Genomic DNA, 22,290 nt, shown 5'->3' with positions numbered 1-22,290 from the left:
CCGCTGCGCGCAGCGCCGCGTTTGGCTCGGCGCCGGCGCCGCTCGATCCACTGACGTCGCCGTTCGCGCAGCCAGTCGCGCCGCGCCGCGCTGCGCCGCCACCGGCCGCAGGCAGCACGGCAGCGCGCGCCGCGGCCGCTGCGCCGCCCCGCGTCGCGAAGCCGCCGCGCCCGTACGTCTGGCAGGGACAGCCCGCGCGTGTGAATCCTCGCCCGCCCATGGCCGCACCGCGCACCGCGCCGTTCGCCTCGCAACTGGCCGACGCGCCGCCCGCAACGCCCGCCTACTCGCGTCCCGCCCCCACTAGCGCCCCGCAAACGGAAGCACCGCTGTCGATGAGCGTGCTCGAAACGTTGCGCTCGATCGAAGAGAACGCCGCACGCTGGACGACACTCGCCGGCGCGAGCCTCGCACGCCGCACCCTGGACGAAGCGGGCACACTCGCAGGCGAGGAAGAAACGTACGCGCAATTCCCGAGCGCATCGCGGGACATCGCGACGGCGGCCGCGCCGGTCACGCCTTCGGGCGAATCGCTGGAAACGACGTTCGCGCCGGTCATGCATCAGGACAGTGACTACGTTTTGCCAAACCTGGGCGCGCAATCGTTCGAGCAAGCGCGCGCCTCACTGCAACCGTACGACACGACGACAGGCGAGACGTACGCTGCGCACGCTGCCCCCTCCCCTGCCGCGGCTCAGAACCCGGCAACGGCGGCGACGAATTCGGTCAGCACCGGCTACACGGCGGCGCCGACTCCCTGGCAACCGATTCATACGCACGCCGACGAGGCCACGCAGGGCGCATCGAGCCAGGCGACTCACGCCGAGCCTGTGCAATCTGCGGCTGAGGAAACCGTAACGCCTTCGCCCTGGCCAACGCTCGACCACGGCATGCCGTGGATCCTGCTCGACGACGAACCGTCGGCCGCCGCCCCCGCCGAAGCGCACGCCGCCGAGCCGTTTTACACGTTCGCCCCGTCGACGGTGCAGGACCAGGTGCACGCGCCTGCCGTCCCGTCTTCCCCCGTTGCGGCATCGGCACCGGCGCCATCGCACGCAGCCACGCATACACCGGTTGCAGCAAGCGCGCAGGCCGAGCAACCCGCTCCCGCCGGATCACACGATCTGCACGAAGTGCTCGACGAGCCTGAAACAACGTCCGAGTCGAACATCGTCCACTTCCCCCGCTTCGCTCGTGAGGCGCAGCCCGACAATGCCGCGACGGCTGTGCATCACGTAGCGCCCACTAGCGAGCAACCGTTCGACATAAGCACCCGCGCCGAGGTCGTCGATACGGCGTCGACGGCGACGCGCGACGCATCCGCGTACGGCACCTACGGCAGCACGTTCGATACATCCGCGCACGCGACGCCAATCCATGCCGCGCCCACGGTTGCGCATGCAGCTCCCACGACGCCATTCGACGCAGCGCCTTCGCCGGTGGCAGAGCAAACGGCGAGCGAGTCTTTTGCCCCTGTTGTGCACATCGTCGACGAGCACCCCGCGTCTTTCGACGAAACGCAAGGGGTTGAGAACGCAGCGCCTGAGACCGTGCCTGCGATTCCTGCGATTGGCGCGCCGGCATTTCGGGCACCGGCAATTGATGCAACAACCGATGCAACAACCGTCGCCGCTGCGCCGCAAACGCCGGCACCCGCAGCAACGCCGCCATGGGTCGCCGAACCGCAGCCGGAAAGCCGTCCCGCACCCGTCGAGGCCACGCACACGCCGAATCTCTCGCAGGCCGCAGCGCCGGTTGCGACACCGGTTGCAACGCCGGCCCCCACCCCGATCGCGGCGCCCTACCCGGCCATCGCGGCCGAACCCGGCGCCGCGAGCCCCAACTTCGAGTCCGAGCCAGAACCCGAACCGGTCGAAGCACCCGAGCCCGTCGTCCAGCGCGCACCCGTGCGCGGCCACGCGCCCACGTCCTTCGCGTTCGAGCCGCTCAGCGCATCGGCGGTCGAACTGCCGGGGCTCGAATTGCTGGAGCGCGCATCGTCGGAGATCGAACCTGTCTCCGAGCAGAAGCTTGCCGAAACGAGCCAGCTCATCGAGCAGCGTCTTCAGGAGTTCAAGGTCCCCGTGACCGTGGTCGGCGCCTCGGCGGGCCCGGTCATCACGCGCTTCGAAGTGGAACCCGCGCTTGGCGTGCGCGGCAGCCAGATTGTCGGCCTCATGAAGGATCTCTCGCGCGGCCTCGGCCTGACCTCGATCCGCGTGGTCGAGACGATTCCCGGCAAGACCTGCATGGGTCTCGAATTGCCCAATGCGCGCCGCCAGATGATCCGCCTCTCCGAGATCCTCGACTCGGCGCCCTACCATCGCTCGCAGTCGAAGCTCACGATCGCGATGGGCAAGGACATCGTCGGCCATCCGATCGTTACGGACCTCGCCAAGGCGCCGCACATGCTCGTGGCCGGCACGACCGGCTCGGGCAAGTCGGTGGCGATCAACGCGATGATCCTCTCGCTCCTCTACAAGGCGACGCCTGAGGACGTGCGGCTCATCATGATCGACCCGAAGATGCTTGAGCTTTCGGTGTACGAAGGCATTCCGCATCTGCTGGCGCCGGTCGTCACCGACATGAAGCTCGCCGCGAACGCGCTCAACTGGTGTGTGGGCGAGATGGAGAAACGCTATCGGCTGATGTCGGCCGTGGGCGTGCGCAATCTCGCAGGCTTCAACCAGAAGATCCGCGACGCCGAAGCGCAGGAAAAGAAGATCGGCAACCCGTTCTCGCTCACGCCCGAAGCGCCCGAGCCGCTCTCGCCGCTGCCGATGATCGTGGTCGTGATCGACGAGCTTGCCGACCTCATGATGGTCGCGGGCAAGAAGATCGAAGAGCTGATCGCGCGTCTCGCACAGAAGGCGCGCGCCGCCGGCATCCACCTGATCCTCGCGACGCAGCGTCCTTCGGTGGACGTCATCACGGGCCTCATCAAGGCGAATATCCCGACGCGCGTGGCGTTCCAGGTGTCGTCGAAGATCGACTCGCGCACGATCCTCGACCAGATGGGCGCCGAGTCGCTGCTCGGCCAGGGCGACATGCTGTTCCTGCCGCCGGGCACGGGCTACCCGCAGCGCGTGCACGGCGCATTCGTCGCGGACGAGGAAGTGCACGCCGTGGTGGAGTACCTGAAGCAGTTCGGCGAGCCCGAGTACGTCGAAGGCATTCTCGACGGCCCGGCAAGCGAAGGCGCGCCGCAGGACCTCTTCGGCGATTCACCCGAGGCCGAAGCCGATCCGCTCTACGACGAAGCCGTGGCGTTCGTTGTGCGCACACGGCGCGCGTCGATCTCGTCGGTGCAACGGCAACTGCGCATCGGCTACAACCGCGCCGCACGCCTCGTCGAGCAGATGGAAACCGCGGGCCTCGTTTCGCCGATGGGCATTAACGGCAGCCGCGAGGTGCTCGTGCCCGGCGGCGGCCAGGGCGAGTAAAGAAGAAGGCGCGCTTCGCGCCTTCTTTCCTCAACTCAACGTGCAACTGAGCACGTCATTACCGACGTCACCGCGCGACGAACTTGAAATCGACCGGCGAGCCGATATCGATGCGCTTCGGGTTCGGCTCGAGCAAGCCGGTCTGCTGATCGCGGCGGAACACGTAGGCGGTATCGCTATTCTGGTTGCCGACGATGAGCCACTGGCCGGTCGGATCGATCGCGAACTCGCGCGGCGACTTGCCGAGGCTCGACTGCCGCCCCACGCGCTTCAACTTGCCGCTGTCGCCATCGACGGCGAAGATCGAAATGTCGTTGGCGTCGCCGCGATTCGAGACGTAGAGGAACTTGCCGTCCGGCGAAAGATGCAACGCCGCGGCGCCCTGCGTGCCCTTGAAGCCCGGCTCCGCCAGCTTCTCCACCTGCTCCAGCTTCATGTGGCCATCGTGATACGCAAACACCGTCACGGTGGCAGCCAACTCGCTCGTGAGATACGCATGACGGCCGTCATTGCCGAAGATCAGGTGACGCGGGCCGCTGCCTGACTTCACATCCGTGTAGCGCCACTCGGTCGGGCTCACGAGGCCACGACTGCCGTCCGGCGTGTAGAGATAAGTCCACAGCTTGTCGGTGCCGAGATCCTGGGTGAAGAGGTAGTGACCATCCGGCGAAAACACCGTCGAGTGCACGTGCGCATTGTCCTGACGCCCCTTCACGGGCCCACCGCCTTCGTGATGCACGGTCAGCACGGACTCGCCGAGCTTGCCGTCCTGCTGCACGGGCAGGACTGCGAAGCTGCCGCCCGGGTCGGCGGCGACCGAATAGTTCGCCACGAAGAGATAGCGGCCGTCCGGCGAGAGGCTCAGGTAGCACGGATCGTTGCCCTGCGCCGATACCTTGTTGAGGAACGTGAGCTGACCGCTTGCGGCATCGAAGCCGAACGCGCTCACGTCGCCGCGCAGACTCGCGGGACCGTTGTCGCCGGGCAACTCGTTCACGGCGTAGACGAAGCGGTTGTCCTTGCTCACCACGAGAAACGACGGATTCACCGTTTTCGCCACGCTGACCTGCTGCATGTCGCCCGTCTGCGTATCGAAGTGGTAGACGTACAGGCCCTCGCTCTTGCCCGCCGTATAGGTGCCGACGATAAGGTTGTAGACACCGCCCGCGGGCGCGGTCGTGGAAGCGGATTGCGCGAACACATGCGTCGCGGCGACGGAAGCCATGATGACAACACCTTTGATGAGCTGTGTGAGCAGATGCGCGGGTCCGCGCGCAGTGCGGCGCGAATGGGTACTTGAACTGGCAAACGAGCGGGAGGGCGCAGGCACGGCGATTGCGGCGGCACGGCGAAGGAACATGTCGACCTCCTTTTTCTTGTCGATTGAGGCGAGCGGGTCGGCCCTCGTCGAGACGCCGACCGTATTCGTCTCGCTTTCGTCTGATACATGGGACACCGGCCCAGTATAAGAGAGGTCGCGAGCACCCGCCCCGCAAGCGCGCAGTGACGAGTCCAAGCCGGAAGAATCGCAAAAGATCGAAGCAATAAAGGGATCAACGCAAAGGTTCGAAACCCGCCGCAACCAGGGAGCCGTCATGAACATTCACGTCGCCATCGGGCCGCTCGTCGCGCTCATCGCAGGCATTCTGATTCTCGCCGTGCCGCGCCTGCTCAATTACATCGTCGCGCTGTATCTGATCATCATCGGGGTTATCGGGCTGTTCGGCGTGGGTGGGCATCTGTGAGGCGCCTGACCACGCTCGCCGGCGTTTGTTGACACAGGCGAGATGGGTATTTGCGCGTGCTGCTGCGCAAAACGCATTGCGCAGGCGGCCCCGCTGCCACTACTCTTGTGCGTGCACGCCGCGCGCTGCTTGCGGCGAGCGGCTTTCGTTTTCGAGCAACGCTGTCAATCTGCTTACTATGCCCGCACCCATTGAAGACTACGCATTGATCGGCGACGGCCACACGGCCGCGCTCGTTTCCCGTGACGGATCCATCGACTGGCTCTGCTGGCCGCGCTTCGACTCTGGCGCGTGCTTCGCCGCCCTCCTCGGCACCGAGGAAAACGGCCGCTGGCTCATCGCGCCCGCGCAGCCCGAAGATGGCGCGAAAGTGGAGATCAAGACCACGCGCCGCTATCGCGGCGACACGCTGATCCTCGAAACCGACTTCGAAACGCCCGAAGGCGCGGTGACGCTCATCGACTTCATGCCGCCCGGCAACGGCTGGTCCGAACTCGTGCGCATCGTCGTGGGGCGGCGCGGCACCGTGCGCATGGAAAGCCAGCTCGTGCTGCGCTTCGACTACGGCTTTTCGGTGCCGTGGGTGAGCCGCCTCACCTACGAGAGCGGCATCAAGGCCACGGTGGGTCCGGACACGGTCGTGCTGCGCACGCCGGTGGACCTCCAGGGCGAGAACATGCACACCGTCGCGCAGTTCGACGTGAAAGAAGGCGAGCGCGTGCCGTTTTCGCTTTCGTATGCGGCCTCGCACTTGCGCCTGCCGCCGCCGCGCGACCCGTTCACGGCGCTTGCGCGCACCGAAAACTTCTGGACCGAATGGGCCTCGCGCAGCACCGTGGAAGGCCGCTGGGCCGAACCCATCCGCCGCTCGCTCATCACGCTCAAGGCGCTCGCGTACGAGCCCACCGGCGGCATTGTCGCCGCGCCCACCACGTCGCTGCCCGAACAGCTGGGCGGCACGCGCAACTGGGACTACCGCTACTGCTGGCTGCGCGACGCGACCATCACGCTGCTCGCGATGATGCGCGGCGGCTACTACGACGAGGCGCGGGCCTGGCGCGCGTGGCTCGGCCGTGTGATGGCAGGCTCGCCCTCCCAGTTGCAAATCATGTACGGGCTCGCCGGCGAGCGCCGCCTGCCCGAATTCGAACTCGACTGGCTGCCCGGCTACGAAGGCGCGAAGCCGGTGCGCGTGGGCAACAACGCGGTAGGCCAGTTGCAGCTCGACGTGTACGGCGAAGTGATGAACGCGCTGCACCTCGCGCGCGTGGGCGGCCTGCAGGCCGACGACACTGCATGGTCGATCCAGTGCGCGATGCTCGAACACCTGGAGACGATCTGGACCAAGCCTGACGAAGGCATCTGGGAAACGCGCGGCGGCCGCCAGCATTTCACGTTCTCGAAGGTGATGGCGTGGGTCGCGTTCGACCGCGCGATCAAATCGGCGGAAAAATTCGACCTGCCCGGTCCGCTCGATCACTGGCGCGAACTGCGCTCGACGATCCACGCGACCATTTGCGAGCGCAGCTTCAACAAGGAGCTGAACTCCTTCACGCAGATCTACGGCGGTACCGATCTCGACGCAAGCCTGCTGCTCATGCCGCTGGTCGGCTTCCTGCCTGCGGCGGATCCGCGCATTGCCGGCACGGTCGCGGCGATCGAGCGCGATCTCATGTGTGAAGGTTTTGTGATGCGCTATCGCACCACGGAATTCAACGACGGACTGCCTCCGGGCGAAGGCACCTTCCTCGCGTGCAGCTTCTGGATGGTCGACAACCTGGCCCTGCAAGGCCGCATGGACGACGCACGCGCCATGTACGAGCGCCTGCTTTCGCTCGCCAACGACGTGGGATTGCTCGCCGAGGAATATGACCCCATTGCGGGGCGTCTGGTCGGCAACTTCCCGCAGGCGTTCTCGCATGTGGCGCTCGTGCATACGGGTCTGAACCTCATGCGGCACGAACAGGAGATGGCGAAGGAAACGGGGCACCCTGCGGTCGACGGCGCGTCGGCCGAGCCAGCTGTTGTATCTGCATCGTGAATGTTCGAAAGCGCCTGGACGTTTTCGCGGGCTGGGGTACACTAGGGATGCTGCGTTGCACAACAGCCGGACAGAACAGTACCGTCCGCGCCGCCTGGCAACGGGGCGAAACGCGTGTGCCGCCTTGCAGCGCGCTTGCAGTCACGAGCTGCAAGACGCATTCGGGCCTGCCCGCGCTAAAGCCCCCCGGGCGGCGGCCGATAAACAACCTGACTGACCGACCAACCTTGCCGGCCCGCATCTGCTCCGCGCCTCATCCGCGCGCGACCCGGGTGCGAACCGCTCCTTGAAGAAGCCGGAGCGCCCATGCTCTATCAAATCCGTGAATTCCAGCGCGCGTTGCTCAGCCCGCTGACCGCCTGGGCCCAGGCCGCCTCGAAATCGTTCTCGAATCCGACGAGCCCGTTTTCACTCGTGCCTGGCGCCACGCGCTTCGCCGCAGGCTACGAACTGCTCTATCGCCTTGGCAAGGACTACGAGAAGCCCGAGTTCAACCTTCGCCAGATCGTGAAGGACGGCTTCAATATTCCGATCGTCGAGCAGACCATCATCGAGAAGCCGTTTTGCCGCCTGCTGCGCTTCAAGCGCTACGCCGACGACAGCGGCGCCGTGGCCGCGCTCAAGGACGAGCCCGCCGTGCTCGTGTGCGCGCCGCTCTCGGGCCATCACTCCACGCTGTTGCGCGACACCGTGCGCACGCTGCTGCAGGACCACAAGGTGTACATCACCGACTGGATCGACGCGCGCATGGTGCCGCTCGAAGCCGGTGCGTTCCATCTCGACGACTACGTGGCGTATATCCAGGAATTCATCCGCCACATCGGCGCGAAGAATCTGCACGTGCTGTCCGTTTGTCAGCCTACGGTGCCTGTGCTCGCAGCCATCTCGCTCTTGGCGAGCCGCGGCGAAGACACCCCGCTCACGATGACGATGATGGGCGGCCCGATCGACGCGCGCCGCAGCCCCACCGCCGTCAACTCGCTCGCCACGGAACATTCGCTCGACTGGTTTGCGAACAACGTGATCCACACCGTGCCGGCGAACTATCCGGGCGAAGGGCGCGAGGTGTATCCGGGCTTCCTGCAGCACGCGGGTTTCGTCGCGATGAATCCGGGCCGCCACACCACGGCGCACTGGGACTTCTACAAGAGCCTCTTGCGCGGCGACGAAGAGGACGCCGAAGCACATCGCCAGTTCTACGACGAGTACAACGCGGTGCTCGACATGGCCGCCGAGTATTACCTCGAGACCATCCGCACCGTGTTCCAGGATTTCAGCCTCGCTGAAGGCACGTGGGATGTGGCGGGCGTTCGCGTGCGCCCGCAGGATATTCGCGACACGGCGCTCTTCACGATCGAAGGCGAGCTCGACGACATTTCGGGCGCGGGCCAGACGCGCGCCGCGCACGATCTGTGCACGGGCATTCCCGAGGCGAACAAGCATCATCTGACCGCCGAGAAGTGCGGCCACTACGGCATCTTCTCGGGCCGCCGCTGGCGCACGATCATCTATCCGCAACTGCGCGATTTCATCCGCCAGCACCAGCAGGCCGCAGGCCAAAAGGGCAAGCAGCCTTCTGCCCGCGGCCGCTCAGCGGAAGGCGCTGTCGCCTGACAAGGGCTCGCGCTTCACTAGAGCGCACTCGCAGCACAACCCGCGCGCCGTCCCTGGACGGCGCGTGGCGTTTGTGGAGCGTGAAACGATCTCGCGAATTCGCCGCGCACTACTTGCGCATGAGGTACGCGAGCAACATCTCCGTGTTGAGCTGAATGATTTCCGCGCGCTCGGACGTCGTGCTGAAGTCGCGACCGAGTGTGGCGTTGAGCGTGTAACGGTTCGAGACGATGTAGTAGCCCATGCCCGACAGCGTCACATAAAGGCGCAACGGATCGATGCTCGGGCGGAACAGACCCGCGGATTCGCCGCGCGTGAGAATCGAGCCGAGCGTCGCCACGATCGGCGAGATCATCTCGCGAATTCGTGTGGACTTCTGCATATATCGCGCCTCGTGCAGATTCTCGTTGTTCACGAGCCGCAGCAGTTCGGGATTGTCGCGATAGTAGTCCCACACGAAATGCGCGAGCCGCGTGATCGCCTCGACGGGTGCGAGCCCCGCCAGGTCGAGCGCGCGTTCGGCTTCATTGAGCGCGCCGAATGCGTGCTCAAGGACTGCCGTGAACAGTTGCTCCTTGCTGCCGAAGTAGTAATAGAGCATGCGCTCATTGGTTTCCGCGCGCCGCGCGATCTGGTCGACGCGAGCGCCGAACAGGCCGCCATTGGCAAATTCTTCCGCCGCGGCGAGCAGAATGCGGCGGCGCGTGCCTTCAGGATCTCTTTTGATTTTTGGCTGATTCATGGTGGCAGGATCTCGTTAAGCCGCGTTGTCCGGTAAGCGTTGTCGGGCAGTATCACGCCGGGCCTCTCCTAGCCCTGGTATCGACAACGTTGTGCGGGGCGCGCCAGGTTAATGGACAGACACCCTCCGACCTACGGTCTTGCGTTCCTTCTTGTTTGTTTGATGTCGTTGCGAGCCGACATCGTTCTTCCCCCTGTCTGCTGCGTGCGAGACACAACGCGAAATGCCTGTGCATTGCGCCCACGCTTTACGTCTACTGATTCCCCTGAACCGCAAAGCGTTTCGCATTAAGCGCTTTGATTATGGCACATGGCCCGCCGATGGCAATGCGGGAAATCGGCGATAATGCAAGCTTTGGCGCTGTGCGTATGCGCCCTGTCTGGCCAGGTGCGAGACCTTGCGCGAGACCCTGTGCGCCTGGGGTCGCGCGAGCGCCTGGCCCGCCCCGATGTATCCAACGTGAACGATCCCAAAACACTCGCAGATCGCATTGAAGATCTGCTGCCCCAGACCCAATGCACGAAGTGCGGCTACGACGGCTGCCGGCCCTATGCCGAAGCCGTCGCCGCCGGCACCGCCAATTACAACCAGTGCCCGCCCGGCGGACTGGAAGGCGTCGAGCGCCTCGCGAAACTGCTCGGCAAACCCGTCATCCCGATCAATCCGGACAACGGCGTGGAGCGTCCGCGTCCGGTGGCGTTCATCGACGAGCAACTGTGCATCGGCTGCACGTTGTGCATGCAGGCATGTCCCGTCGACGCGATCGTCGGCGCGCCCAAGCAGATGCACACCATCGTCAAGGATCAATGCACGGGCTGCGACCTGTGCGTCGCGCCCTGCCCGGTCGACTGCATCGCAATGATTCCCGTTACGGGCGAAGCGACTGGCTGGGACGCATGGACGCAGCAGCAGGCGGACGAAGCCCGTGTGCGCCATGACCGGCGCGCTGCGCGCCAGACCGCCGAGCGCAACGCGGCCGAGGCGCGCGCCGCCGCACGCCGCGCCGCCACGAGCGCACCGCAGGCCCAGGCAGCGCAAGACACCGCTACGCAAAGCGCTAGTCCTCCCGCTGACGACGCCGAAGCAAAGAAGAAAGCGATCATCCAGGCGGCGCTCGACCGCGCGCGACGCAAGAAGGCGGAACTGGCCGAACAGGGTGTGGGACCGCGCAACGTCGAGCATGTGAGTGCCGACGTGCAGGCGCAGATCGATGCCGCCGAAGCGCGCCGCAAGCGCATCGGTATCGAGTCGAATGCATCGGACTCGCCGCCCAACGACGACGACAAACCCGCGCAATAGCGCTGAGCACCGCCAACGGCCCCACGCACAACGAGCATGAACGCCACCAAGCGCCGCGCCATTTACGAAACGCTGCAAAGCCTCAATCCGCATCCCACTACCGAGCTTGAGTTCAGCACGCCGTTCGAACTCCTGATCGCCGTGATGCTCTCCGCGCAGGCCACGGACGTTTCGGTCAACAAGGCCATGCGCCGGATGTTTCCGGTCGCCAGCACGCCGGAAACGGTGTTCGCGCTGGGCGAGGAAGGCGTGGCCGATTACATCAAGACGATCGGGCTTTATCGCACCAAGGCCAAGAACGTCATCGCGACCTGCCGCATTCTCATCGAGCAATACGCGAGCGAGGTGCCGCCCACGCGCGAGGCGCTCGAAGCCCTGCCGGGTGTGGGCCGCAAGACGGCGAACGTCGTGCTCAACACGGCCTTCGGCCAACCGACCATTGCCGTGGACACGCATATCTTTCGGGTTGCGAACCGAACGGGCCTCGCGCCCGGCAAGGACGTGCGCGCCGTCGAAACCGCGCTCGAAAAATTCACACCGCCGGAGTTCCTCCAGGACGCGCATCACTGGCTCATCCTGCATGGCCGCTATGTGTGCAAGGCGCGCCGGCCCGAATGCTGGCATTGCGTGATCGAGCCGCTGTGCGAGTTCAAGCCGAAGACGCCGCCGCCGGAGCTCTGAGCGAGCACGCGCTCCCGGGCGTAAAATGACCGACCCAGGCGTTGCACGATGCAGCGCCTCACCGATACGACCGACTCAAGATGTTCAATCCCAGCCGCGACGAAGTCCGCCGCTTTTTTACCGAGACCTGGCGCAAGCAGCGCGCGGGCGAGATCCTCACGCCGCTTGAGGCGATTGCCGCCGACTGGATCGTCGAGCACCCCGAATATCACGCCGAACTCGCCGACGCCGATGCGGCCGCCGCGCAGGATTACTCGCCCGAGCGCGGCCAGAGCAACCCGTTCCTGCATCTGTCGATGCACCTCGCGATCAGCGAGCAGCTTTCCATCGACCAGCCGCCCGGCATCCGCGCCGCGCACGACCGGCTTGCCGCACGCATGGGCTCCACGCACGACGCGCAGCACGCGATCATGGAGTGCCTCGGCGAAACGATCTGGGAAGCGCAGCGTACAAACACGCCGCCCGACACCGACGCGTATCTCATGCGCATAGAGCGCCGCGCTTCTCGTGACTGAAAACGCGACCTTAGCCAGCGAACCCGCAAAAAAAACACCCCGCGAACGCCTCGCCGAAAACGAGGCCCACGCGGGGTGTTTCACATGATGCGGCACGCATGACGCGCGCCGTGCTCACGCTTACTTCTTGTTGATGAGGTCGCCGCTGAGCGACTCGATATACGCGGCGAGATCCTTCATATCGCTCTGCGAGAGGCTCTGCACCTGCGCCTGCATGATCGGATTGTTGCGGCCGAGGTGCGGATTGCTCGTGCCCATCTGGTACTGGCGCAGCGCCCAGTAGATGTAGTCGGCGTGCTGGCCGGCGAGCTTGGGATATTCGGGGCTCACAGGCTTGTTCAGGCCCGGTCCGTGACAGGCCGCGCAGTTGTGGCTGTCGGCGAGGACCTTGCCGTTGGACGCGTCGGCCGCGTGCGCGGGATTGAGCGCGAGCGCGGCGGCCAGCGCAAGTCCGGCGCCTGCGAGCTTGATGGTTGCACCGGCAAACGAAGGCACAGCCGTGTTGGGCTTGTTCATGGGTTCTCCACCTGCCGGTTATTTATTCGGATTGTCTTTCGACGCGGCCGTTTGCGACGCATAGTAGGCCGCGATGTCGGCGATGTCCTGCTCGGTGAGCGAGGTCGCGATCGCGTGCATCGTCTCGAAATGCCGGTCACCCTTCTTGTAGGCGAGCAACGCGTTCATGATGTACTGCGCGTTCTGGCCGCCCAGAATGGGCACGTGGTAGACCTCGGGGTAAGCGGTGCGGTAGTCGGGAATACCATGACAGCCGATACACATCGCCACCTTGTCCTGACCCGCCTTCGCGTTGCCCACGATGTCCGCGTGAGCCGTGACCGCGAAGCACGCCAGCATGGTTATTACGCCCGTGATGACGTGCTTGCCGACAATTTTTTTCATAGCATCCAACCTGGCTTGAGGGGATTCGAACGCCCGAACCGCAGGCCACGGCCTGCGCCGCATTACTGCTGTTTTACTTTTGGGGTCGCCGTGCAGGCCGAAAAAAATCGGTCCGAGTATACCGCGACGCCGCGCCGGCCGTCCACCGGCCGCGCCACGCCTGGCGGGCCTCGGAGCGCCTGGCACGGCCTCATGGCGGCCCCGCGAAGGGCCCGCAGCGGCCTGGCGCGCTGGCTCGCCCGCAGACAACCCGGAGGAACCCTGGCACGCGCAACGGACTCGCCGCACACCATCGCGAAGCGGCTGGAAGCGGGCTGGCAGCGCTTGCGACCGTGCCCCAAAGCGCGGACCCAACGATACGCGGTGGCGCGCCGACGCAACACCCCATCTGACTTATACTGGGATTTTTTTCCCAGCGAGCGGATTCACCATGCGCGCCACGCGTTTCGAAGGCTCATCGCAATACGTCGCCACCGACGACCTCAAGCTCGCGGTCAATGCCGCGATGACGCTGAAGCGTCCCCTGCTCATCAAGGGCGAGCCCGGCACGGGCAAGACCATGCTGGCCGAAGAAGTGGCCGCGGCGCTGGGTATGCCGCTCATGCAGTGGCACATCAAGTCCACCACGAAGGCGCAGCAAGGGCTCTACGAGTACGACGCGGTTTCGCGCCTGCGCGACTCGCAGCTCGGTGACGAGCGCGTGAAGGACATCGCCAACTACATCGTGAAAGGCGTGCTGTGGCAGGCGTTCGAGTCGGAAGAGCAAAGCGTGCTGCTCATCGACGAAATCGACAAGGCCGATATCGAGTTCCCGAACGACCTCTTGCGCGAACTCGACCGCATGGAGTTCTACGTCTACGAGACGCGCCAGCTCATCAAGGCGAAGCAGCGTCCGCTCGTCATCATCACGTCGAACAACGAGAAGGAGCTGCCCGACGCTTTCCTGCGCCGCTGCTTCTTCCACTACATCAGCTTTCCCGATCCGGCGACGATGCAGCAAATCGTCGAAGTGCACTATCCGGGCATCCGCAAGGAACTGCTCAACGCGGCCATGGAAAGCTTCTTCGAACTGCGCAACGTCGCGGGCCTGAAGAAAAAGCCGTCTACGTCCGAACTGCTCGACTGGTTGAAGCTGCTGCTCGCCGAAGAGATTCCGCCCTCGGCGCTGCGCGCGGCAGACGGCTCGAAGTCCATGCCGCCGCTCGCGGGCGCACTGCTCAAGAACGAGCAGGACATGACGCTGTTCGAGCGCCTCATCTACATGAACCGTCACAACCGTTGAACCGTTGATAAGGACCCTGCGCGCGAAAGCCGGAGACACCGCATGCTGATCGACTTCTTCTACACGCTGCGCGACGCGAAGCTGCCGGTTTCCGTGAAGGAGTACCTGACGCTCGTCGAAGCGCTCAAGGAGCGTGTGATCGCCCCCTCGCTGGACGACTTCTACTACCTCGCGCGCATGACGCTCGTGAAAGACGAGCAGTACTTCGACCGCTTCGATCAGGCGTTCGGCGCGTATTTTCGCGGCATCGAGAAGAAGTCCGAACTCGCCTTCGAGATTCCCGAAGACTGGCTCAAGAAGCGTCTGGAACGCGACTTCACGCCTGAACAGCGCGCGCAGATCGAAGCGATGGGCGGGCTCGACAAGCTCATGGAGCGCCTGAAGGAACTCTTCGAAGAACAGAAGGAGCGCCACGAGGGCGGCAGCAAGTGGATCGGCACGGGCGGCACCTCGCCCTTCGGCCACGGCGGCTATAACCCCGAGGGCATCCGCATTGGCGGCGAAGGCGGCCAGCGCAGCGCCGTGAAAGTGTGGGACGCGCGCGCGTACCGCGATTACGACGATCAGGTCGAAATCGGCACGCGCAATATCAAGGTCGCGTTGCGCCGCCTGCGCCGCTTCGCGCGCGAAGGCGCAGCTGAAGAACTGGACCTGGGCGACACGATCCGCAGCACCGCCGCGAACGCAGGCTGGCTCGACCTCAAGATGGTGCCGGAGCGCCACAACAAAGTGAAAGTGCTGATGCTGCTCGACGTGGGCGGCTCGATGGACGATCACATCAAACGCACGGAAGAGCTGTTTTCGGCGGCCAAGGCCGAATTCAAGCATCTCGAGTTCTACTACTTCCACAACTGCGTCTACGACCACCTGTGGAAGAACAATCGCCGCCGCCACGCGGAGCGCACGCCCACGTGGGACCTGCTGCACAAGTTCACGCCCGACTACAAGCTCATTTTCGTGGGCGACGCCACGATGAGCCCCTATGAAGTGCTGCAGCCGGGCGGCTCGGTCGAGTACAACAACCCCGAAGCGGGCGCCGTGTGGCTGCGCCGTCTCGCCGACCAGTTCCCGCATTTCGCCTGGCTCAACCCCGAGCCCGAGCGACTATGGGAGTACCGCCAGTCGGTGTCGATCATCCGCGAGATTCTCGGCCACCGCATGTACCCGCTCACCGTCGCCGGGCTCGAAACGGCCATGCGCGTGCTGAGCAAATAGGCGCCAGCACTCCCGCCCTTTTCCGCTTATTCGAGGCGGCGCGTGCCTGAAGGTGTCTTCAGGCCGCGCCGCCCGATGTCGTCATAGCCACACAAAATCTGGAGACCACCAGCATGACCGCCCCTTCTTCCCCCGACCTGCCCGCGACGTTCAGGCCGGGACCGCTGCGGCCCTTCGCCGATACCTCGGTCGCCACGATCGTGGCCGGCTTCGTCGCGATGATGACCGGCTACACCAGCTCGCTCGTGCTGATGTTTCAGGCCGGCCAGGCCGCGCACCTCTCCGACGCACAGATTTCTTCGTGGATCTGGGCGCTTTCGATCGGCATGGCGCTGACCACCATCGGTCTCTCGCTGTGGTTCCGCGCGCCGATCGTGGTCGCGTGGTCCACGCCGGGCGCCGCGCTCCTCATCAGCTCGCTGCCGCACGTGCCCTATGCCGAGGCGATCGGCGCGTACATCGTCTGCGCCGTGCTGCTCACGGCCGTGGGCCTCACCGGCTGGTTCGACACGCTCATGAAGCGCATTCCCGCGGGCATCGCCGCGGCGCTGCTTGCGGGCATCCTGTTCGAGATCGGCATCGAGATCTTCCACGCCGCGCAGGTGCAGACGCCGCTCGTGCTCACGATGTTCTTCGGCTATCTGATCGTGAAGCGCCTCGTGCCGCGCTATGCGATCGTCGCGACGCTCGTGATCGGCATCGCCGCTGCCGCCGTGCTCGGGCTGCTCGACTTCAGCCACTTCCGCGTGGCGGTGGCCAAGCCCGTGTTCACGATGCCGGCGTTCTCGCTCACGGCGGTGGTGAGCATCGGCATTCCGCTCTTCGTCGTGGCGATGGCCTCGCAGAACGTGCCAGGCATTGCCGTGCTGCGCGCCGACGGCTACGACCACACCGCCGCGCCCTCCTCGCCGCTCATCGCCACCACGGGACTCGCCTCGCTCGTGCTCGCGCCGTTCGGCTCGCACGGCGTGAATCTCGCCGCGATCACGGCGGCGATCTGCACCGGCCCGCACGCCCACGAAGACCGCACGAAGCGCTATATGGCGGCCGTGTGGTGCGGCATCTTCTACCTGATCGCCGGCACCTTCGGCGCGACCATCGCGGCGCTGTTCGCGGCGTTCCCGCAGGCGCTCGTGGTGTCGATTGCCGCGCTCGCGCTGTTCGGCTCGATCATGAGCGGCCTCACCAACGCGATGCAGAACCCGAAGGAGCGTGAAGCCGCGCTCATCACCTTTATGGTGACGGCTTCCGGGCTCACGCTGCTCTCCATCGGCGCGGCGTTCTGGGGGCTCGTGGCGGGTGTGATCACGCAGTTCGTGCTGAACGCGCGGCGCGCCTGATGTGTCCGGGCCGCCGCCACATGCGCCTGCCAGCACCCGCCAGCGCCGCTGGCACGGCGCGTGCGGCGCGTTTGGCGTGCGCCATGCCCGCGTGAAACGCAACGCCAAGCGTTTCCGCCATAAAATGATGAAGTAGGCCGCGCGCAAGCGCGCGGCAAAATGCGCCACGCCCGGCTGCTTGCGTCATCCGCGCGAGCCAGGCCGCAGCGGCGCAGCGCCATTTCGCGTTCCGCCCGGCGCGCCCCAGGCTCAAGCCTGAAGCGCACCGGCCGTTCAACTCTCACCGATGCAGGCGCGCACGCGCCCACAAGGCCTGACATGACTACCGCACTCGACCAGCTCAAGCAGTACACCACCGTCGTCGCCGATACGGGCGACTTCCAGCAATTCGTGCAGTACAAGCCGCAGGACGCGACGACCAACCCGTCGCTGATCCTCAAGGCGGTTCAGAAAGCCGAGTACCGCCCGCTGCTCGAAAAAACCGTGCGCGATCACGCGAGCGAATCGCTCGAGTCGATCATCGACCATCTGCTGATCGCGTTCGGCACCGAAATCCTCAAGATCATCCCCGGCCGCGTCTCGACCGAAGTGGATGCCCGCCTCTCGTTCGACACGAAAAAGTCGATCGACAAGGCGCACCACATCATCGAGCTGTACAAGCAGGCCGGCATCGGCCGCGAGCGCGTGCTGATCAAGCTCGCCTCGACCTGGGAAGGCATCCGCGCCGCCGAAGTGCTGCAAAAGGACGGCATCCACTGCAACATGACGCTGCTGTTCTCGCTCGCGCAGGCCGCCGCGTGCGCCGAAGCGGGCGCGCAGCTCATCTCGCCGTTCGTCGGCCGTATCTACGACTGGTACAAGAAGGCCAAGGGCGCCGACTGGGACGACGCGAAGGACGGCGGCGCGAACGACCCGGGCGTGCAGTCGGTGCGCAAGATCTACGCGTACTACAAGAAGTTCGGCCACAAGACCGAGGTGATGGGCGCGAGCTTCCGCAACACGAGCCAGATCGTCGAACTGGCCGGCTGCGACCTGCTCACCATCAGCCCGGACCTGCTGCAAAAGCTCCAGGACAGCACCGAGAAGGTCGAGCGCAAGCTTTCGCCGGAAGCGTTCAAGGACGCGAAGATCGAGCGCGTGGCCGTGGACGAGCCGTCGTTCCGCTTCCAACTCAACGAAGACGCCATGGCGACCGAGAAGCTCGCTGAAGGCATCCGCGCGTTCGCTGCGGATGCGGTCAAGCTCGAAAAGATGATCGAAGAGCTGCGCGCGAAGTAACGCGCCCGCGCTCCCTGCCGAGCGCATCGAAGTACCGACCGAGGGCCGCACATGCCGCATGTGCGGCCCTTTGTTTTGCTGCCGCCCCTGCAATGCCCGTTCCACTCTGCGCTCTCGCAAACCCTGACGACACATCACTCGGTAACGCCCTGGTGCGCGCCTAGAATCAGGGCAGCGGCGCAACCCGCCGCACGATCCGGCCCCGTGCACACCCTCGCACGAAAAGGCCGGCCAACGTCCCGTCCGCAAGGAAACCGACGATGCAAATCCAGCCCTATCTCTTTTACCCCGGCAATTGCGACGAAGCGATCGCGTTCTATGCCGAAGCGCTTGGCGCGAAAGAAGTGATGAAGATGCGCTTCAAGGAAGCGCCGCCGGACCCCGAGCGCCCCATGCCGCCCGAAATGGCCGAAAAGATCATGCACGCGACGCTCCAGATCGGCGACGCGCAGATCATGGTGTCCGACGGCGGCTGCATGACGCAAAACGACAAGTTTCTAGGCTTCGGCGTCTCGCTGACCGGGCCCGACATCGCCACGGCCGAACGCTACTTCAACGCGCTGGCCAAAGGCGGCACGGTCACGATGCCGTTCCAGAAGACCTTCTGGTCGCCCGGCTTCGGCATGCTGACCGACAAGTTCGGCGTGCCGTGGATGCTCTCGGCGCCGCACGAGCAAGCCTGATCGACTGCCGCCACAACGGGCATTGCGCGCCCGGCGTCACACCATGCGGTGCGTCGCGGCGCGCTCGATGTTCCAGCGCGGTTCGGTCTCGAGCAGGAGCGCGCGCAGGCGCTCCACCTGCTCCTCCACTCGCAGGCTGAGCCAGTACGGCCCCTGCATCTGCGGCTCGGGGCAGCCCTGCGGCTCAGACGGCATACCTTCCTGAACGCGCACACCCGCCTCACCTGCCCCCTCCACCACCGTCGCCGTGGGCGGGCGCAGCGCCTCCTGCGCCGCCTCGGGGTGACGCCCGCCGCCAAACCTCAGCGCCCGTGCCGTGGCGAGCAACGCACGGCGCACCGTCTCGCTGCGCTCTGCGAACGCGACACGCACGAGCGCCTGCTCATAGCTGCCGGTGCCGGTGCAGAGCATTTCCAGCGCACTCAGAAGCGAGCGATGCAGGCGCTGCACCTGCTCGAGCCGCGCGAGCGGCACGTCGATCTCCTTGGCCACCGAAGGCATCAGTGCGCGCAGTTGCACGAGCCGCGCGTTCAGGCGCATGAAAGTCCGCACCTGCTCGTCGGAATCGACGTGCACGCCGTTCGCCACCTGCGCATACAGGCACGCGCATTCGCGCAGATTGTCGGCGAGGCTGTAGCGCCACGAATACGTGGCGTGCAGCGGCAAGGCAAACGAAAACACCAGCGCGATGACAATGCCGATCATCACATTGAGCGTGCGCCAGAGGCCCGTATCGATGAGGTTGTCGCCGTGGCCCGCGACGATGCACATGGTGATGGCGGCCAGCAGCGCGACGTAGCCCGGCTTGCCGATGGCGTAATAGCCGCACACGGCGGCCACGAGCGACATCAGGACATAGGTGAGCGGCACGGAACCGGTGATGGCCTGCAAGACGATGAGCGTGAGCCCGATCACGGCGCCGAGCAGCGTGCCGAGCGCGCGCTCGGCGGCCTTCTTGCGGATGTTGCCCTGGTGCTGCAGCCCGCCGATCACAACGAGCAGCGTGACCGACGCCCAGATGCCGTGCGGAATATTGATGCCCGAGGTCGCGAGAATCGAGGCGAGCATCGCGAGGCCCACGCGCACGCTGTGAATGATCTTCGCGTTGCGGTAGCGATAGTACGGCGAAGTCAGCGCGCGCCACATGCGCGCCACGCGCGAACGGCGGCGCGGCGCTCGCAGGCGCTGTGCGCCGCTGCGACCGGATGGGGAACGGGATTCGGTTTCGGATAAGGCCATGGCGCGGGCTGAACGTGAGCCAGATCAGCAATCATCGTGCACCAGAAAAACAAATGCCCGCAACTGTGTGTTGCGGGCATCGGGTACGAATCACACCCGGCGGCATGCGCCGGGCATGAGCGGATCAACCCTCGACGACGTCGAGATAGTCTTCCGGACGCGTACGGTCCGCGCCCTTCTGCATGCCGACCACGTGCACGAGTGCCGACACGACGATTGCGACCACGAGGTTCACGATCAGCGACCACACCGCGGCGTAGCCCGGAATCGCCATGCCGAACAGGTGGATCGTGAAGATCGAGCCCTTCAGCTGCAACGAGATCGCCATCCACGTGCCCGTGGCAATGCCGGCCGCCCAACCCACCAGCAGACCGCGATAGTCGAGCATGCGCGTGTAGAGACCGAGCACGATGGCGGGCAGCGTCTGGATGATCCAGATCCCGCCGAGCAGTTGCAACTGGATCGCGTACGTAAGCGGCAGGCCCAGGATGAACGCCACCGCGCCGACCTTCACGATCAGCGAGACCAGCTTGGCGATGTTGGTCTCCTGCTCGTGATTCATGTTGCGGTTGATGAACTCCTTGTGGATGTTGCGCGTGTACAGGTTGGCCGCAGCAATCGACATGATCGCCGCCGGAACCAGCGCGCCGATACCGATGGCCGCGAACGCCACGCCCACGAACCACGACGGGAAGAAGTGCAGGAACAGCGCAGGCACCGCGAAGTTCGGACCGAAGGCCTTGAAGTACGGCGCGAATTCCGGCATGTCCTTCACACCCGAGGCGAGCGCCATGTAGCCGAGCAGCGCGAGCAGACCGAGCACCAGCGAGTACGCGGGCAGCATCGCCATGTTGCGGCGAATGGTGTTGCCCGACGACGACGACAGAATCGCCGTGACCGAGTGCGGGTACAGGAACAGCGCGAGCGCCGAACCCACCGCCAGAGTCGCGTAGGCGCTATAGCCGTTCAAACTCGTGGCATCCGGCGACTTGAGCAGCAGCTTGGCCGGCGGCACCGCGCCGAAGATGTGGCCGAAACCGCCCATCTGCGCGGGAATCACGATGATCGCAACGATGATCGTGATGTAGATGAGGATGTCCTTCACCACCGCGATCATGGCCGGCGCGCGCAGACCCGACGTGTACGTGTACGCGGCGAGAATCGCGAACGCGATGATGAGCGGCAGATCGCCGACGAAGCCCGTCGTGTCGAAGCCGAGCGCACCGATCACCACTTCGATACCCACGAGCTGCAGCGCGATATACGGCATGGTCGCGACGATGCCCGTCACGGCGATGGCGAGCCCGAGCATGCGGCTGCCATAGCGCGCGCTCACGAAGTCGGCCGAGGTGACGTATTGATGGCGCTTCGCGACGGCCCAAAGCTTCGGGAACACGACGAAGGCGAACGGATAGATCAGGATCGTGTACGGCAGCGCGAAGAAACCCGTTGCGCCTGCACCGAACACGAGCGCCGGCACGGCGACGAAAGTGTACGCAGTGTAGAGGTCGCCGCCGAGCAGGAACCAGGTGACGATCGTGCCGAAGCGGCGGCCGCCCAGGCCCCACTCTTCGAGATGCGCCAGATCGCCCTTGCGCCAGCGCGCGGCAAAGAAGCCGAGTACCGTGACGCCGAGGAAGAACAGGATAAAGACTGCGGTTGCTGTGACGTTCATTGCGCGCCCCCTGCATCACCCTTGCTGCGGGTCTTCGTCTTGAAGTAGACGAGCGCGGTAATGGCAGCGCTGATCAGCACCCAGAGAAGCTGATACCAGTAGAAAAACGGGAAGTCCCACAGAGTGGGTTCGATCTTGTTGTACGACGGCACCCAGATCATCGCGATCCAGGGCAGCAGCAAAAGCCATAGCCAATGCTTGCTTGATTTTCCGGCGTCGGCGTCGTGAGCCATGACGTCTCCTCGTTGCTTATGTAGTTATGCGGCCTGGCTTTGTTTGCGGTCCGCCGCCCGGCGTGAGGCGGCCGATGGCCTCACAGACGGATAGTCCGCAAGGTCCCCGAAAGCGCTGAAAAGAGTATCGAGGCCACGCCGCACGGTCAAGCAGGGCGGACCCCAATTCCGAGGACGTTGTCAAGAGCCAACGCCTTGCGCAACGTCGAGAAAATTGCCCGGAAATACGGTATGCGGACGATCGGGATAGGGGCAGGCCTCGCGGCCCGACCCCTCCCACACCACCGTGCGTACGGGTCCGTACACGGCGGTTCGGATCGGTTGGTCGACTACCGGCTAACCGATGGGAGACCGAGAGAACGTAA

At 65.1% G+C, this 22,290-nt stretch carries 18 protein-coding genes and 1 pseudogene; 12 read left to right on the top strand and 7 right to left on the bottom strand.

What is annotated here, in order from left to right; all coding sequences use genetic code 11:
* A partial coding sequence (locus tag VSR72_RS43235) for a DNA translocase FtsK (protein ID WP_342958297.1) occupies positions 1-3,443 on the top strand: 3,443 nt, incomplete at its 5' end.
* A gap of 67 nt (positions 3,444-3,510) precedes the next feature.
* Here VSR72_RS43235 and VSR72_RS43230 read toward each other — a convergent pair.
* On the bottom strand, positions 3,511-4,803 hold the full coding sequence (locus VSR72_RS43230) for a lactonase family protein (protein WP_342958296.1): 1,293 nt from the start codon (positions 4,801-4,803) through the stop codon (positions 3,511-3,513).
* A gap of 235 nt (positions 4,804-5,038) precedes the next feature.
* Here VSR72_RS43230 and VSR72_RS43225 point away from each other — a divergent pair, with 235 nt between their 5' ends.
* From VSR72_RS43225 to phaZ, 3 genes and pseudogenes are all read left to right on the top strand, one after another.
* Positions 5,039-5,188 carry a DUF3096 domain-containing protein gene (locus tag VSR72_RS43225; RefSeq protein ID WP_081771773.1) on the top strand — a complete coding sequence of 50 codons (150 nt, stop codon included), beginning with the start codon at positions 5,039-5,041 and terminating at the stop codon, positions 5,186-5,188.
* 178 nt (positions 5,189-5,366) lie between these two features.
* Positions 5,367-7,229, top strand: coding sequence for a glycoside hydrolase family 15 protein (locus VSR72_RS43220; RefSeq protein WP_342958295.1), 1,863 nt, complete (start codon positions 5,367-5,369; stop codon positions 7,227-7,229).
* A 306-nt stretch (positions 7,230-7,535) separates the two neighbouring features.
* A pseudogene (phaZ, locus tag VSR72_RS43215) lies at positions 7,536-8,771 on the top strand (polyhydroxyalkanoate depolymerase); the annotation flags it as partial.
* A gap of 181 nt (positions 8,772-8,952) precedes the next feature.
* On the opposite strand, the gene VSR72_RS43210 reads toward phaZ, so the two are convergent.
* Positions 8,953-9,585, bottom strand: coding sequence for a TetR family transcriptional regulator (locus VSR72_RS43210; RefSeq protein ID WP_342958294.1), 633 nt, complete (start codon positions 9,583-9,585; stop codon positions 8,953-8,955).
* Between the two features lie 459 nt (positions 9,586-10,044).
* On the opposite strand from VSR72_RS43210, the gene rsxB reads away from it, so the two are divergent.
* The 3 genes from rsxB to VSR72_RS43195 all read left to right on the top strand — a co-directional run bounded on the left by rsxB (position 10,045) and on the right by VSR72_RS43195 (position 12,080).
* Entirely contained in the window at positions 10,045-10,884 is an 840-nt protein-coding gene (gene rsxB / locus VSR72_RS43205; protein WP_342958293.1) for an electron transport complex subunit RsxB, read from the top strand.
* A gap of 36 nt (positions 10,885-10,920) precedes the next feature.
* Complete coding sequence (gene nth, locus VSR72_RS43200) at positions 10,921-11,565, top strand: endonuclease III (protein ID WP_342958292.1); 645 nt, start codon at positions 10,921-10,923, stop codon at positions 11,563-11,565.
* An 80-nt stretch (positions 11,566-11,645) separates the two neighbouring features.
* Positions 11,646-12,080, top strand: a complete 435-nt coding sequence (locus VSR72_RS43195; RefSeq protein ID WP_158757325.1) for a DUF1841 family protein — start codon at positions 11,646-11,648, stop codon at positions 12,078-12,080.
* Positions 12,081-12,200: 120 nt separating this feature from the next.
* On the opposite strand, the gene VSR72_RS43190 is transcribed toward VSR72_RS43195, so the two are convergent.
* Positions 12,201-12,596 (bottom strand): cytochrome c, encoded by a 396-nt coding sequence (locus tag VSR72_RS43190; RefSeq protein WP_342958291.1) that lies wholly within the window; start codon positions 12,594-12,596, stop codon positions 12,201-12,203.
* Positions 12,597-12,614: 18 nt separating this feature from the next.
* Entirely contained in the window at positions 12,615-12,980 is a 366-nt protein-coding gene (locus VSR72_RS43185) for a c-type cytochrome (protein WP_342958290.1), read from the bottom strand.
* 430 nt (positions 12,981-13,410) lie between these two features.
* On the opposite strand from VSR72_RS43185, the gene VSR72_RS43180 reads away from it, so the two are divergent.
* The 5 genes from VSR72_RS43180 (at position 13,411) to VSR72_RS43160 (ending at position 18,778) form a co-directional block, all read left to right on the top strand.
* Positions 13,411-14,262 (top strand): MoxR family ATPase, encoded by an 852-nt coding sequence (locus VSR72_RS43180; protein WP_342958289.1) that lies wholly within the window; start codon positions 13,411-13,413, stop codon positions 14,260-14,262.
* 42 nt (positions 14,263-14,304) lie between these two features.
* Entirely contained in the window at positions 14,305-15,477 is a 1,173-nt protein-coding gene (locus tag VSR72_RS43175; protein ID WP_342958288.1) for a VWA domain-containing protein, read from the top strand.
* 113 nt (positions 15,478-15,590) lie between these two features.
* Complete coding sequence (locus tag VSR72_RS43170; RefSeq protein WP_342958287.1) at positions 15,591-16,817, top strand: benzoate/H(+) symporter BenE family transporter; 1,227 nt, start codon at positions 15,591-15,593, stop codon at positions 16,815-16,817.
* Between the two features lie 318 nt (positions 16,818-17,135).
* On the top strand, positions 17,136-18,095 hold the full coding sequence (gene tal, locus VSR72_RS43165) for a transaldolase (RefSeq protein WP_342958286.1): 960 nt from the start codon (positions 17,136-17,138) through the stop codon (positions 18,093-18,095).
* 260 nt (positions 18,096-18,355) lie between these two features.
* Entirely contained in the window at positions 18,356-18,778 is a 423-nt protein-coding gene (locus VSR72_RS43160; RefSeq protein ID WP_342958285.1) for a VOC family protein, read from the top strand.
* A gap of 36 nt (positions 18,779-18,814) precedes the next feature.
* Here VSR72_RS43160 and VSR72_RS43155 read toward each other — a convergent pair whose 3' ends face one another.
* The 3 genes from VSR72_RS43155 to VSR72_RS43145 all read right to left on the bottom strand — a co-directional run bounded on the left by VSR72_RS43155 (position 18,815) and on the right by VSR72_RS43145 (position 21,925).
* Positions 18,815-19,924, bottom strand: coding sequence for an FUSC family protein (locus VSR72_RS43155; RefSeq protein WP_342958298.1), 1,110 nt, complete (start codon positions 19,922-19,924; stop codon positions 18,815-18,817).
* A gap of 217 nt (positions 19,925-20,141) precedes the next feature.
* Positions 20,142-21,692, bottom strand: a complete 1,551-nt coding sequence (locus VSR72_RS43150; RefSeq protein WP_342958284.1) for a sodium:solute symporter — start codon at positions 21,690-21,692, stop codon at positions 20,142-20,144.
* On the bottom strand, positions 21,689-21,925 hold the full coding sequence (locus tag VSR72_RS43145; protein ID WP_342958283.1) for a DUF3311 domain-containing protein: 237 nt from the start codon (positions 21,923-21,925) through the stop codon (positions 21,689-21,691). Before VSR72_RS43145 ends, VSR72_RS43150 begins: the two co-directional genes overlap by 4 nt.
* Positions 21,926-22,290 lie beyond the last annotated feature (365 nt).

Source organism: Paraburkholderia sp. JHI869 (assembly GCF_038900775.1).
GTDB lineage: Bacteria > Pseudomonadota > Gammaproteobacteria > Burkholderiales > Burkholderiaceae > Paraburkholderia.
The sequence above is the reverse complement of the archived record's forward strand: the minus strand, read 5'-3'. Positions and strand labels throughout refer to the sequence as shown.